The sequence below is a fragment of the Bradyrhizobium sp. BWC-3-1 genome (assembly GCF_032917965.1).
GTDB classification, from domain to species: domain Bacteria; phylum Pseudomonadota; class Alphaproteobacteria; order Rhizobiales; family Xanthobacteraceae; genus Bradyrhizobium; species Bradyrhizobium canariense_D.
The window spans coordinates 1,686,912-1,700,405 of sequence record NZ_CP136625.1 but is presented as its reverse complement, the minus strand read 5'-3'; the positions used below and the strand labels follow the sequence as shown (position 1 = coordinate 1,700,405).

The window sequence follows — 13,494 nt, the reverse complement described above, 5'->3', positions numbered from 1 at the left end:
TGCTAGGTTAGCAGAATTCGCACCCAGCAGGGTATGCTCGGATGTGAAGCTTACTCCAAGGCAAAGGCGCAGCTATGTTCAAGGTCGAACCCACGCTTGAAAATCTCGCATCGCATATCCAGCGGCAGGACCGGTCGCTGAAGGCTATGAGTTGGAGCGTTTTGGGGGCTACGATCCTGGCGGCTGCGGCGATCATTTCATCGCAATGGCATGCGACCGCTAATGCCGATACAGTCAAGGCCAAGACCCTGTCTGTGGAAACAATTGCCTTACGAAATGGCACCGGCAAAATCGTCGCCTTGATCTCATCCACTTCCGACGGAACGCCGCACATCTCGCTCTTGGATAGCCGCGAGAAGGTGCGTCTCAGCATCGGGCTTCGCCAGGATGGCGTACCTTCGGTGTCGCTCCTCGATACGGAGCAGGGTCAGCGGGCAGTGCTGTCCCTGAACGATCATCAGGATGCGTCCTTAACGATGTACAATGCTGCAAAACTTCCCCGTGCGACGCTCGCTGTGGACTCCGTCAGCTCGGGTCACATGGTTCTCTTCGGGACCGGCGGTGGTCTAAACTTCTCCGCTTTGGATGGCCGCGTGCAGTGGACTCCGGTGGGCGGAGCCGTTCAGAACATCCAGACGAAAACCGAATCCAAATAAACTCAGCCGGCCGCAGCGGCGAAAGACCCTACCCCGCCGCCGCCTTCGCCGGCGGAACGTTGATCGCGAGCTTGCCATAGCGGTCGGTGAACGCCTGCGTGTCGATCTCCTCGAGCTTGATCTCGCCGCTCATGACGCCCTGCTTCCAGGCCGCCTGCGCGGGATCGTTCTGGAATTCCGGCATCACCTCGCGGCCGAACAGCTCCAGCGATTCGCAGATGTGCTCGTGGCTGTTCTTGCCCGCCTGGTTCAGCAGGATGACCTGGTCGATATGCGAGCCCTGGAAGCGCTTCAGCTTCCTGCGGATCGTCTCGGGCGAGCCGATCAGTCCGCCGCGCAGCGCAGCCTCCTGCGCCTCGGGATTGTCGCGTTTCCACTTGTTGTACTCGTCCCACATGTTGACGGTATAGGGCGCCGGACGCTGGCGATTCTGCGACGCGCCGTAGAAGCGTAGCGCGAACTGGAAGAAGGTGGCGCCGTCGGCGCGCGCACGCGCCTCCTCGTCCGTCTTTGCGCACATGAAGAACGACACCAGCGCCATGTTCGGGTTGATCTCGTAGTCGGCGAGCTTGGCGAGACGCTTGGTCATGGCGTTGTAATAGGCGTGCACCCAGGCGTGCGCGGCGTCTGCGCTGACGAACTGGAAGCCGAGCGCACCAAAGCCATGGCGGCCGGCGCGCTCGATGGTCGGAAGCTGCGAGCAGGCCATCCACAATGGCGGATGCGGCTTCTGCACCGGTTTTGGCACGACGTTGCGCAACGGGATGTCGAAATATTTGCCGTGGTGCTCGCTTCCTGCGTCCTTGAACATCGGGAAGATCGCGGCGACGGCCTCCTCGAACACCTCTTTCTTGGTCTCCATGTCACGGCCGAAGGGCGTGAGCTCGGTGATGGAGGCGCTCTCGCCCATGCCGAATTCGCAGCGGCCGTTGGAGAGCAGATCGAGCACCGCGACGCGCTCGGCGACACGTGCGGGGTGGTTGGTCGTGAGCTGGAGGATGCCGTGGCCGAGCCGGATGTTCCTGGTGCGCTGGCTCGCGGCTGCGAGAAACGATTCCGGCGAGGGCGAATGCGAGTATTCTTCGAGGAAGTGATGCTCGACAACCCAGGCGTGGTCGTAGCCGAGGCTGTCTGCGAGTTCCATCTGCGAGAGCGCGTTCTGATAGAGGCTGAGCTCGTCGCCGGCCACCCACGGCCGTGGCAGTTGCAGCTCATAGAAGATGCCGAACTTCATGACGCCGTCTCTCCCAGGTTTTCTTGCAGGTTTTCTTGCCGTTTATGTTTTTGTTGCGGGCATCTTAATGGGCGGGGCGGCGCTGTCTACGCAGTCGCAATTCCGCCTTGCGGGAGAAGGTGCTTTTCGGCGCGGCGGCCATTCAGGACCACGCCGATGAAGGTGAAGCGCACCAGCAGATGATAGCTCGCCAGCATCGGAGGAAGCGCGACGACAAGAAGAACACCGAACTTGATCAGACCGGGCCAGTCGAGCTGCGACAGCGCGACCTGCAGCGCCATCACGATCGGCAGGTGGATCAGATAGAGCCAGTAGGATGCATCGGCGAGATAGCGCCAGGTCGGGCTGAAGCCGGACATGAAGCGGAGCGCGAGGCCAATGACCGCAAAGGTCGAAATCCATATCGCCGGCGCATACAGGATCACGGAGACAAGCCGGAGCGTGGCGAAGCCGAAAGGCAGTTTCAGTGCCCCCGGCGCGGACGTCATCGCCCCAACCAGCACGAAACTGATCAGGATCAGAGTGATTGCGAGCAGAAGATGCGGGAGCCAGCGCCGCTCAATCAGTCGCAGCAGATCGATCTGCCGATGCAGCAGCCAGCCGATCGCGAAGGCGGTGCCGAAGCCAATCCAGGCCTGCGCGTTGGTGACGAGCGATTGATCCGGCGTCCTCACGCCCATCACGTTGATCCAGCGTTGGTCGAGGCAGAAGGCGGCGCCGATCGGGATTGCCAGAACAAGGGGGGCCAGCGGACTTTTCATGATCCCGGCGAAGACGCGGTCAATCACCGCTCGCCACCTGCCTGACGCATCTAGCCAGACAAATGCGCCGCGCAGCAGCAGCACGACGACATAAAGCTCCAGCAGCACATAGATGAACCAGAGATGGGTCAGGGGGAAATTCGGCAGCACCGGTGGCCAGCTGCGGGACCAGCCGCCGTTCGGGAAATGAGACGCCCAGATCGCGATGAAGTACATGGGCGCGAACAGGATCGGCCAACCGATCACGAGCGGCAGCCCGATTCTCAGGAGCCTGTCGCGGACGAAGCCCCTGACGCCCCGGCGATGAAAGCTCATGCGCGCGAAGAAACCCGCCATCAGGAAGAAGGTCGTCATCCGGAAGACGTGGATGGTGAAGGTCAGCAGGCCCAGGAGCAGGCTTGGATGGGTGTCCTGGATGAACCAGAACCGGGACGTGGCGGGCACGAACGACATGGCCGCGTGCAGGACGATGCCGAGCAGCAGGGCGCCGCCCCTGAGTGCGTCGAGAGCGTGCAGCCGTTCCGATGCAGGGGTGGCGGCGGTCGAAGGTGACATGGGTGGGCTCATTCGGCTGGCGAGAGGATCTGCCGGACAGTCTGCCCAATCGGGGCGCGGCGCTCTTGCCTGATCCAAAAATCGGCTAGCCGATTTCGCGGCGCGGCGGGCTAAGTTCAGCGCTGTCGGGCCGGCTCAGCGCCTCACGCCGGAATTCGGTCGGGGTCATGCCGGTTTCGGCCTTGAACGCGCGATTGAAAGGTCCGATCGACTGGAAGCCCGCATCCATGGCGATGGTCAGCACCGGGACCTCCCGTTGCGTCACGTCGGACAGCGCGAGCCTGGCGTCCTCGATACGGTAGCGGTTCAGGAAAGCGTTGAAGTTGCGATAGCCCAGCCCTTCATTGATCGCCTGGCGCAGCCGATGCTCGGGAACGTCGAGCCGCGCCGCGAGCGCTCCGATCGCAAGGCCTTCCTGGCGGTAGGTTCGCTCCACCGTCATCAGATGGTCGAGGCGCCGGAGCAGGATCGGGTCGACGACGACCCGACCCGCGGCTGGGCCGGCGGCCGGGGGTTGCCTCCCCGCCTCGCCGGATGCGATCGCGGCCGTGGCGTCATTGACGGCCATCGCCGGCGCGCTGAACAGGCAGATGCCGGCAAGCATGGCCACCACGAACAGCCCGAGCGCGGTCGGGAGACTGCCCGGCGCGCCAGGAACCGCGACGGGAATTGCGGCGAAGCCGGCGACGGCGACGGTCGCGATGAGCACGACATTGATCGCAAGCATCGCCAGCCGCAGTCGGCGTCGCCGCGCGACCAGATCGGCTCGCCAGGTCTTGACCGTCTGAACCGCAGCAGCGAGGGCCAGCACCAGGGTGGCCAGAGCCAAGACTCGGCCGCCTGCGCCGGCCAAAGCGGGCCAGTTCGCCCAGGCCAGCGTGATCGCAAATCCGAAAACCACGATGCTCAGCCACAGGGCGCCGTGCCAACGCCTCAGCACGAAATCGTCGTCGAACGCCGCGCGCGCCCACAGCCAGAAGACGGCAGGCTGCGCGGACAGGATCGGCAACACCCACCACCACGCCGTTTTGGGGAGATTGGGCGCCGTCGCGATCGCATAGAACATGCCGCCTGCGCACATCGCTATGCCCAGCAAAGCCTGTTGGCCGGTTGCACGACGCAGCAAGGCCACGAGAACGATCAACAGGAACACGCCGCTGGCCGCGCCGCGAAGTCCGAGATCGATCGCCGTCAGCCCTGTCGCGTTCACAACCCGGATCCCCGTTCGATGCCAAACTGTCGCATCGCCTTCGCACGGGTACAACCCAAACTTGCCGTCGTGGCAACGGCCGCAGCGACAGCCGCAGATTGGCGGATTGATCCAGATCAACGCGGCAGCGGCCCGAATGCATCAAAAATGCAGCAAGGCAACGGCCCGGATGCCGTCCCAATCCCCCCATTCAGAGAGACGAGCATGTCGGCGCGTGACGACACGACCGGGCGTGTGCGCCGCAAGCGCATGGAGATTTTCGCATTCCTGTTCCTGACCGCGGTCGTGATGCCCGTCCTCGCGGTCGGAACGGTCGGCTCCTACGGCCTCGCCGTCTGGATCTACCAGATGTTCGCCGGCCCTCCCGGCCCACCGCCCTCCCTGCATTGATCCCTTAAAGCGAAAGACAGGCATCATGGCCCACGCCACACTCAACCGCCGTGCCTTGATCACCGGCCGGGTGCTCAGCGCCGAGCGCGTCATCGCCCCGCCCGGTTGCGAAATCGCCAGCATCATCGTGCAGGCGCGCCCCGAGCGCCTGGACCAACTGGAAGCCGCGATCACCGCCCTTGCCGGCTGCGAGATCCACGGCCGCGACCCGCGAGGCAAGCTCATCGTCGTGACCGAGGCGCCTGATTCCGGCAGCCTCGGCACCCTGCTCAACATCATCCAGTCGCTGCCGGACGTCTATTCGGCGGCGCTGGTCTTTCACGCCATCGAAACGGCTTAAGGCCGGGAGAGTCGTTATGACATCGCCAAAGCTCGACCGCCGCCAGATGCTGAAGCTCGAGGCCGCCGCCATCGCGGCCGCCGCTGCGGGCATGCCGGCACCGGCGCTCGCCGCGAACCTCATCGCCGAGCGCGACGTCGCCGAACTGAAATGGGACAAGGCCGCCTGCCGCTTCTGCGGCACCGGCTGCTCCGTGATGGTCGCGACCAAGAACAACCGCGTCGTCGCCACCCATGGCGACACCAAGGCCGAGGTCAATCGCGGCCTCAACTGCGTCAAGGGCTACTTCCTCTCCAAGATCATGTACGGCCACGATCGCCTGACGCAGCCGATGCTGCGCAAGACAGGTGGCAAATACGACAAGAACGGCGAATTCACCCCTGTGTCCTGGACCGAAGCCTTCGACATCATGGAGGTGAAGTGGAAGGAGGCGATCAAGAAGCGCGGGCCGAACGGCGTCGCCATGTTCGGCTCCGGCCAGTGGACGGTCTGGGAGGGCTATGCGGCCGTGAAGCTGTTCAAGGCCGGCTTCCGCACCAACAACATCGACCCCAATGCACGGCACTGCATGGCCTCCGCGGTGGCCGGCATGATGCGCACCTTCGGCATCGATGAGCCGGCCGGCTGCTATGACGACATCGAGGCCACCGACGCCTTCGTGCTGTGGGGCTCTAACATGGCGGAGATGCATCCGATCCTGTGGACGCGCCTCGCCGACCGCAGGCTCTCCGCGCCGCATGTCCGCGTCGCCGTGCTCTCGACCTTCGAGCATCGCTCGTTCGACCTCGCCGACATCGGCATGATCTTCAAGCCGCAGACCGACCTTTACATCCTCAACGCCATCGCCAACCACATCATCAAGACCGGCCGGGTCAACAAGGACTTCGTCGCCGCGCATACCATCTTCAGGCGCGGCCAGACCGACATTGGTTATGGTTTGAGGCCCGAGCATCCGCTGCAGAAGAAGGCGACGGGCGCGGCGAAGGCCAACGATTCCACCGAGATGAGCTACGATGAGTACGTCAAGTTCGTCTCGGACTACACGCTGGAGAAGGCGGCCGAGATGTCGGGCGTGCCGCTCAACCGCCTGGAGGCGCTGGCCGAGCTCTATGCCGATCCCAAGACCAAGGTGGTCTCGTTCTGGACCATGGGCTTCAACCAGCACACCCGCGGCGTCTGGTGCAACAACCTCGTCTACAACATCCATCTTCTGACCGGGAAGATCTCCTCGCCCGGCAACAGCCCGTTCTCGCTGACCGGCCAGCCCTCGGCCTGCGGCACCGCGCGCGAGGTCGGCACGTTCTCGCACCGCCTGCCGGCCGACATGGTCGTCACCAACAAGGAGCACCGCACCAAGGCCGAGCACATCTGGCAGCTTCCCGAGGGCACCATTCCCGACAAGCCCGGCGCGCACGCCGTGTTGCAAAGCCGGATGCTGAAGGACCGCCTGATCAATGCCTATTGGGTGCAGGTCAACAACAACCTCCAGGCCGGTCCCAACGCCAACGAGGAGACCTATCCGGGCTTCCGCAATCCCGACAATTTCATCGTGGTCTCGGACGCCTATCCGTCGGTGACGGCGCTCGCCGCCGATCTCATCCTGCCGACCGCGATGTGGGTGGAGAAGGAAGGCGCCTACGGCAATGCCGAGCGCCGCACGCAGTTCTGGCACCAGCTCGTCGCTGCCCCGGGCGAGTCGAAGTCCGATCTGTGGCAGCTCATGGAGTTCTCAAAGCGCTTCAAGATCGAGGAGGTGTGGCCGGAGGAGCTGATCGCCAAGAAGCCCGAGGTTCGCGGCAAGACGCTGTTCGACGTGCTCTACAAGAACGGCCAGGTCGACAAATTCCCGACGTCTGAGATCGAGGACGGCTACGCCAACGAGGAGTCCAAGGCGTTCGGATTCTACGTGCAGAAGGGCCTGTTCGAGGAATATGCCGCGTTCGGCCGCGGCCATGGCCACGACCTCGCGCCGTTCGACGCCTATCACCGCGAGCGCGGCCTGCGCTGGCCCGTCGTCAACGGCCAGGAGACGAAATGGCGTTTCCGCGAGGGCAGCGACCCCTACGTCAAGCAAGGCACGGACGTGCAGTTCTACGGCTATCCCGACGGCAAGGCGCGCATCTTCGCACTTCCCTACGAGCCGCCGGCGGAATCGCCCGACAACGAATATCCCTATTGGCTCTCGACCGGCCGCGTGCTCGAGCACTGGCATTCCGGCACCATGACGCGCCGGGTGCCCGAGCTCTACAAGGCCTTCCCCGAGGCCGTCTGCTTCATGCATCCTGACGACGCGCAGGAGGCGAAGATCCGCCGCGGCGACGAGGTGAAGGTGGTCTCCCGCCGCGGCTTCATCCGCGTCCGCGTCGAGACGCGCGGCCGCGACCGGCCGCCGCGTGGCCTCGTATTCGTGCCGTGGTTCGACGAATCCAAGCTGATCAACAAGGTGACGCTGGACGCCACCGATCCGATCTCGCTGCAAACCGATTACAAGAAGTGCGCCGTGCGCATCGAGCGGATGAACATGTCATGATGAAACGATTTGGAGTAGCGCTGCTCGCAGTCGCGATCGCGGCTGGCGCGAGTTCGCTGACCGCGCAGACGGTGACGTCAGGTCTGCGCGGCCCGACGCCGCTCAACGACGAAGGCCCGGCCCCGCCGATGCTGCCGAACCGCAACACCTCTGAAAGAGAAGTGCGCAACTATCCGGAACAGCCGCCTGTCATTCCGCACACGATCGACGGCTATCAGATCGACCTCAACGGCAACAAGTGCCTGTCCTGCCATGCGCGGGCGCGCATCGCGGAATCGCAGGCGCCGATGGTCTCGATCACCCACTTCATGGACCGCGACGGCCAGTTTCTGGCTTCGATCTCGCCGCGCCGCTTCTTCTGCACGGAATGCCACGTGCCGCAGAACACCGCCAATCCGCCCGTCAGCAACGACTTCACCGACATCGACACGCTGCTGTCGCGCGCAAGCCCCGGTGGCCGCCGATGACGACGACCGCTGATGAACCCGGCGAGGGACTGAAGGCCAGACGCGGCTTCGTCGCGCGAAGCTGGGACTTCGCGCGCGAGCTCTGGCAGGTGCTGATCCGTCCGAGCTCGGTGTTCGGGCTCGGCGTGCTGGTGCTGGCGGGCTTCATGGCCGGCGTGATCTTCTGGGGCGGCTTCAACACCGCGCTGGAATTGACCAACACCGAAAAATTTTGCACCGGCTGCCACGAGATGAAGGACAACGTCTACGCCGAGCTGAAGTCGACCATCCATTTCGCCAACCGCTCCGGCGTGCGCGCGACCTGTCCGGATTGCCACGTGCCGCACAACTGGACCGACAAGATCGCCCGCAAGATGCAGGCCTCCAAGGAGGTCTGGGGCAAGATCTTCGGCACGATCGACACCCGCGAGAAATTCCAGGATCACCGGCTCGAACTGGCGGCGCATGAATGGGCGCGCTTCAAGTCCAACGATTCGCTGGAATGCCGGAACTGCCACAGCGCCGATTCCATGGACATCACCAAGCAGTCGCCGCGCGCCTCGGTCGCGCACCAGCGCTTCCTGTTCACCAAGGAAAAGACCTGCATCGACTGCCACAAGGGCATCGCCCACCATCTGCCCGACATGCGCGGCGTTCCCGGCTGGCAATAGGGCGCCCCGCCCGGCTTGAACCAGCGGTGCGAATGGTTAGTTTTGGGGCTGGCGAATCGCTCCGTTTTCGCCCCCTCCTCAAGACAGACATGGCCACATTCACCCCGCATCAGGATGCCGCGCTCAAGGCCGTTGGCGACTGGCTCAAGGCCAAACCCGGCCGCAACGGCACGCCGCCGGTGTTCCGCCTGTTCGGCTATGCCGGCACCGGCAAGACCACGCTGGCGCGGCACATCGCCGACGGCGTCGACGGCGAGGTGAAGTTCGCCGCCTTCACCGGCAAGGCGGCGCTGGTCATGCGCAACAAGGGGTGCGACGAAGCCTCCACCATCCATTCGCTGATCTACCGCACCCGCGAATCCGGTGAGGAGCAGCCCAGCTTCGAGCTGTGGGACGACGCCCCGGCCTCCAAGGCCAAGCTGATCGTGATCGACGAATGCTCGATGGTCGATGCCGAACTGGGCCGCGACCTGATGTCGTTCGACTGCCCGCTGCTGGTGCTGGGCGATCCCGCGCAGCTGCCGCCGATCCAGGGCGGCGGCTTCTTCACCAATACCGAGCCCGACGCGATGCTGACCGAGGTGCACCGCCAGGCCCAGGACGATCCGATCGTGCGGATGTCGATGGACGTCCGCGAGGGCCGCGAGCTCGACATCGGCCGCTACGGCGAGAGCGAGGTGGTGTCGCGCAAGGAGCTCGACCCTGATCGCGTCATGGCCGCCGACCAGGTGCTGGTCGGCCGCAACAACACGCGACGCGCGTACAACATGCGGGTGCGCCAGCGCCAGAACATCGAGGACATCTTCCCCGTCGCCGGCGACAAGCTGGTCTGCCTGCGCAACAACCGCAAGAAGGGCCTGTTCAACGGCGGGCTGTGGCGCGTGAAGTCGCGCAACACCTCGCGCTCGAAATCCCGCATTCTCAGCATGAGACTGTCGCCGGACGAGGATCTCGGCCACAAGGTGACCAAGGTCTCGGTGCGCGCCGATTGCTTCGAGGGCGGCGTCGAGGCGATCGCCTGGGAGCAGCGCAAGCCCTATGACGAGTTCGACTACGGCTACGTGCTGACCGTGCACAAGTCGCAGGGCTCGCAATGGGACGACGTCGTGCTGTTCGACGAGAGCTTTGCGTTTCAGGAGAGCCGGGCGAGGTGGCTGTACACGGGCATCACGCGGGCGGCGAAGCGGCTGAGCATCGTGGTTTGAAACTGCGGTAGTCTGGATGGAGCGCAGCGTAATCCGGGGTTAGCTCCGCGATCGTGATTCCCGGATTTCGCTGCGCTCCACCCGGGCTACGAAGTCACTTCCCCGCGACGAAATAAAAATCCTCGCGCCCCGGCGGCGAGCCGTAGGAAAACGGCTGCTGCTCGTGCTTGGTCACAAGCCAGACATCGTCGCGAACGATGTCGAACAGTTTTCGGATCTCGACGCGCGGCATCTTGATCTCGCGAGCGAGCGCGGTGGCGAACGGGCTGTCGGCGCCGCCGTCGCCATCCATCGCGGTCTCGCCGTGCTTGGCGGCGTAGACCACCATGAAGCCGGCGCCCGGCTCGATGTTGGAAAAGCCCTTGTCCACGAGCTTGAGCGACAGCGTGCGCTGCATGGTCGGCGCGAACGGATTGTCGCGACAGGCATCCAGCATCACCAGACGCACTTTTCGCGCAGCGCCCACCGCCGCGATCACCTGCTCCAGCGCGACCGCCTGGGTCTCGGCGTCCCTGTCGGCGGCGAGCTTGGCGTCGACGGGAACGAGATAATTCACGCCGCCGATCTCGAACCCGTGGCCGGCATAATAGACCACCGCCCAATCCGCCTTCTCCGCCTCGGCGGCAAACGTCTGCAACGCTTCGAAGAACTTGTCGCGGGTGAGGTCGCTGACGGATATCACGGTCTGGAAGCCGACATCGCGCAGCGCGGCTGCGATCATTTTCGAGTCGCGTGGCGGATTGGGCAAGGCGTGGACGTTCTTGTAGGCGCCGTTCCCGATCACCAGCGCCACACGGCGCCCCGTGGATCCGGCCGGTGCCTGCGGGGTCAGCGCGGCCAATCGCTCCTGCGCGATGGCGCGGGCGCGCGCGACGTCGAGCTCGTCGAACTTCGTCAGCGAATAGGCCGCCGCACGATAGTCGGCACGGGCCTGGGCGAGATCCTTCTTGCGCTCGTAGATCTGGCCGCGACCTGAATGTGCCCGGACGTTGTTCGGGTTGATCTGGATGGCCGTGTTGTAGTCCTTCAGCGCGGCGTCGAAATCGCCCTTCAACATGTTGACGTCGGCGCGATTGTTGATCGCGTACGTGTTCTTCGGCTGCTTCTCGATTAGGCCGTTGCAGTCGGCGAAGGCCTGGTCGAACTTGCCCATCATGCCGTAGGTGATGCAGCGGTTGCCGGTGATCTGCTGCGCGGCCGGTTCGATCTTCTCGGCCTCCGCGAAATCGGCAATCGCGCCGTCAAAATCCTGCATCAGCGTGCGCACGCGGGCGCGGTTGGTGTAGCCGAGCAGGAACCTGGGCGCGTATTTGATCGACAGGTTGAAATCGTCGAGCGCGCTTTGCAGCGCACCCCGGCGCAACTGGATGACGCCGCGGTTGTTGTAGGGGACACCGTAGGTCGGGCGCTTCTGGAGCGCGAGGTCGTAGTCCGCCATCGCATGATCGTCCTGGCCCGTCCGCTCATAGGCGAGGCCGCGCAAATTGAGCGTGACGACGTTGTCGGGATCGAGGTCGACGGCCATGGACAAGGTCTCGATCGCGTGGCCGTAGTCGCGCTTGTTGAGCAGTGTGTTACCGCGCACGGAGAGCGCGATGGCCTTGTCCTTGCCGGTGAGCCGGTCGGCGTTGAGCAGCTTGTCGCAGGCCTGCGCCCTCGCCTGTGCATCCGCCTGGCGGTCGCGACAAATGGCGAGGTCGTCGCCGGGTTGCGGTTCGGCCGCCGCGAGCGAGCTCCAGCCGGCCAGGATGGCGAGCACGACGACGAGGGTCAGGGATGCCACGCGCAGCATGTTGTCAGGTCAGCTCCAGCCACGATTCTCTTAAGTCGATCACCGATCGCGCCGGTTCATCTAGCGCGGAGTTCCGGTCGTCGCCAAGCCGGGCCGCTGGAGGCGGCGCGTTTCACGGACTCGTGTCCCTCCGGCCGTAACAATCGCCCGGTCCGCCCGTATCTCGAATGTCCGAAAATGCCGGGCAGGCTGTTCGCCCGGCCCCAACCGCCCTAGACTGTCAGACCTTCCGAAAGAGGATCGCCATGCGCCGACCTGCCGTCCTGTCCCTGCTCGCCGCAACCACCGCACTGACGCTGGCCTTTGCCGCGCCGACCCGGGCCGCAGAGGATGCGGTCGTGATCCCCGCTCCTGCCGTTGATGTGGCCCCCGCAAGCGGGATCCAGACCGCCGTGATCGCCGGCGGCTGCTTCTGGGGCGTGCAGGGCGTGTTCCAGCACACCGCGGGCGTCGTCAACGCGGTCTCCGGCTACGCCGGCGGCACCAAGGCGACGGCCGACTACCAGACCGTCTCGAGCGGCCGGACCGGCCACGCGGAATCCGTCGAGATCAAATACGACCCCAAGAAGATCTCCTACGGCAAGATCCTGCAGATCTACTTCTCGGTGGCGCACGACCCGACCCAGCTCAACCGGCAGGGCCCCGACACCGGTCCGCAATATCGCTCGGCGATCTTCACCACGTCCGACGAACAGAAGAAGGTGGCCGAGGCCTATATCGCCCAGCTCAACGGCGCCAAGGTCTTCAGCAAGCCGATCGCGACCAAGGTCGGCGCGCTGGAGGCATTCTATCCGGCGGAGGCCTATCACCAGGATTATCTGACCCTGCACCCGAACCAGCCCTATATCGCCTACAACGACCTTCCGAAGGTCGAGAACCTGAAAAAGCTGTTCGCGGATAACTATATCGAGAAGCCGACGCTGGTGAGCGCCAGCAAGGCCACCAACTGAAAAAACGGGAGACCCATGCCCGACACCAAGACGAAAACCACGGACGACAAGGTCATCAAGAGCGAAGAGCAATGGCGCAGCGAGTTGTCGCCGATGCAATTCGCGGTGCTGCGCGAGAAGGCGACCGAGCGTCCCTTCTCCGGCGAATATGAGCACGACCACCGCGCCGGCACCTACACCTGCGCCGGCTGCGGCAACGTGCTGTTCGAGTCCGACGCGAAGTTCGATTCCGGCTGCGGCTGGCCGAGCTTCACCCAACCCGCCGTCGAGGGCCATATCGAAGAGGAGCGGGACGTCAGCCACGGCATGATCCGTACCGAGGTGCTGTGCGCCAAGTGCAGCGGTCATCTCGGCCATGTCTTCCCCGACGGCCCGGGGCCGACGGGCTTGCGTTACTGCATCAATTCCGCCGCGCTGAAGCTCGAACCCAAATAAACCTTGCGCGGCGCCGAGTTCCGTCATGGAACCCGGCGCCGCGATGTGCTTTTCTTCCCTGGTGGTGCGGCTGGCCATGGCGTGGCGGCGGCCGCCAGGGAGGATGCCATGACGCTTGGGACCATCCTGATCATCCTGGTGATCATTTATCTCGTCGGCGGCCTGTCGGGCCGCTTCGGCGGCTACGGCTACGGAATGGGTCATTCCGGCATGGGGATCGGCGGCCTCGTCCTGGTGGTGCTGCTCGTGCTGCTGCTCCTTGGCAAGCTGTAGACCATTCAAGTCGCTGATATTCCTGCAATTTCCCGGGCTGCGGAGC

The 13,494-nt window shown here is 64.4% G+C and carries 14 protein-coding genes; 10 read left to right on the top strand and 4 right to left on the bottom strand.

Annotated elements, in window-relative coordinates; translation table 11 throughout:
* Window positions 1-74: 74 nt before the first annotated feature.
* The gene (locus tag RX329_RS08245; protein ID WP_085359406.1) at window positions 75-656 is read left to right on the top strand and encodes a hypothetical protein; all 582 of its coding nucleotides are present in this window, start codon (window positions 75-77) and stop codon (window positions 654-656) included.
* A 28-nt stretch (window positions 657-684) separates the two neighbouring features.
* Here RX329_RS08245 and RX329_RS08240 read toward each other — a convergent pair whose 3' ends face one another.
* From RX329_RS08240 to RX329_RS08230, 3 genes are all read right to left on the bottom strand, one after another.
* Complete coding sequence (locus tag RX329_RS08240; RefSeq protein WP_085359408.1) at window positions 685-1,890, bottom strand: LLM class flavin-dependent oxidoreductase; 1,206 nt, start codon at window positions 1,888-1,890, stop codon at window positions 685-687.
* A gap of 86 nt (window positions 1,891-1,976) precedes the next feature.
* Window positions 1,977-3,206, bottom strand: coding sequence for an acyltransferase family protein (locus tag RX329_RS08235; RefSeq protein ID WP_085384901.1), 1,230 nt, complete (start codon window positions 3,204-3,206; stop codon window positions 1,977-1,979).
* A gap of 85 nt (window positions 3,207-3,291) precedes the next feature.
* On the bottom strand, window positions 3,292-4,416 hold the full coding sequence (locus tag RX329_RS08230) for an AraC family transcriptional regulator (protein WP_085384900.1): 1,125 nt from the start codon (window positions 4,414-4,416) through the stop codon (window positions 3,292-3,294).
* A 204-nt stretch (window positions 4,417-4,620) separates the two neighbouring features.
* Here RX329_RS08230 and napE point away from each other — a divergent pair, with 204 nt between their 5' ends.
* From napE to RX329_RS08200, 6 genes are all read left to right on the top strand, one after another.
* Window positions 4,621-4,806 carry a periplasmic nitrate reductase, NapE protein gene (napE, locus tag RX329_RS08225; RefSeq protein WP_085349182.1) on the top strand — a complete coding sequence of 62 codons (186 nt, stop codon included), beginning with the start codon at window positions 4,621-4,623 and terminating at the stop codon, window positions 4,804-4,806.
* A 25-nt stretch (window positions 4,807-4,831) separates the two neighbouring features.
* Complete coding sequence (locus RX329_RS08220; protein ID WP_085359412.1) at window positions 4,832-5,146, top strand: chaperone NapD; 315 nt, start codon at window positions 4,832-4,834, stop codon at window positions 5,144-5,146.
* Between the two features lie 16 nt (window positions 5,147-5,162).
* On the top strand, window positions 5,163-7,676 hold the full coding sequence (gene napA / locus RX329_RS08215) for a nitrate reductase catalytic subunit NapA (protein WP_085359414.1): 2,514 nt from the start codon (window positions 5,163-5,165) through the stop codon (window positions 7,674-7,676).
* Window positions 7,673-8,143 (top strand): nitrate reductase cytochrome c-type subunit, encoded by a 471-nt coding sequence (locus RX329_RS08210; protein WP_007614113.1) that lies wholly within the window; start codon window positions 7,673-7,675, stop codon window positions 8,141-8,143. The genes napA and RX329_RS08210 overlap by 4 nt, the downstream gene beginning before the upstream one ends.
* The gene (locus RX329_RS08205; protein WP_085349178.1) at window positions 8,140-8,793 is read left to right on the top strand and encodes a NapC/NirT family cytochrome c; all 654 of its coding nucleotides are present in this window, start codon (window positions 8,140-8,142) and stop codon (window positions 8,791-8,793) included. Before RX329_RS08210 ends, RX329_RS08205 begins: the two co-directional genes overlap by 4 nt.
* 89 nt (window positions 8,794-8,882) lie before the next feature.
* Window positions 8,883-9,998, top strand: coding sequence for an ATP-dependent RecD-like DNA helicase (locus RX329_RS08200; RefSeq protein ID WP_018453866.1), 1,116 nt, complete (start codon window positions 8,883-8,885; stop codon window positions 9,996-9,998).
* A 94-nt stretch (window positions 9,999-10,092) separates the two neighbouring features.
* On the opposite strand, the gene RX329_RS08195 is transcribed toward RX329_RS08200, so the two are convergent.
* Complete coding sequence (locus tag RX329_RS08195) at window positions 10,093-11,790, bottom strand: caspase family protein (protein WP_085359416.1); 1,698 nt, start codon at window positions 11,788-11,790, stop codon at window positions 10,093-10,095.
* A gap of 245 nt (window positions 11,791-12,035) precedes the next feature.
* Here RX329_RS08195 and msrA point away from each other — a divergent pair, with 245 nt between their 5' ends.
* The 3 genes from msrA (at window position 12,036) to RX329_RS08180 (ending at window position 13,448) form a co-directional block, all read left to right on the top strand.
* Complete coding sequence (gene msrA / locus RX329_RS08190; protein WP_018453864.1) at window positions 12,036-12,740, top strand: peptide-methionine (S)-S-oxide reductase MsrA; 705 nt, start codon at window positions 12,036-12,038, stop codon at window positions 12,738-12,740.
* A gap of 15 nt (window positions 12,741-12,755) precedes the next feature.
* Complete coding sequence (gene msrB, locus RX329_RS08185) at window positions 12,756-13,175, top strand: peptide-methionine (R)-S-oxide reductase MsrB (RefSeq protein WP_018453863.1); 420 nt, start codon at window positions 12,756-12,758, stop codon at window positions 13,173-13,175.
* A gap of 108 nt (window positions 13,176-13,283) precedes the next feature.
* Complete coding sequence (locus tag RX329_RS08180) at window positions 13,284-13,448, top strand: DUF3309 family protein (protein ID WP_083926348.1); 165 nt, start codon at window positions 13,284-13,286, stop codon at window positions 13,446-13,448.
* Window positions 13,449-13,494: the final 46 nt, after the last annotated feature.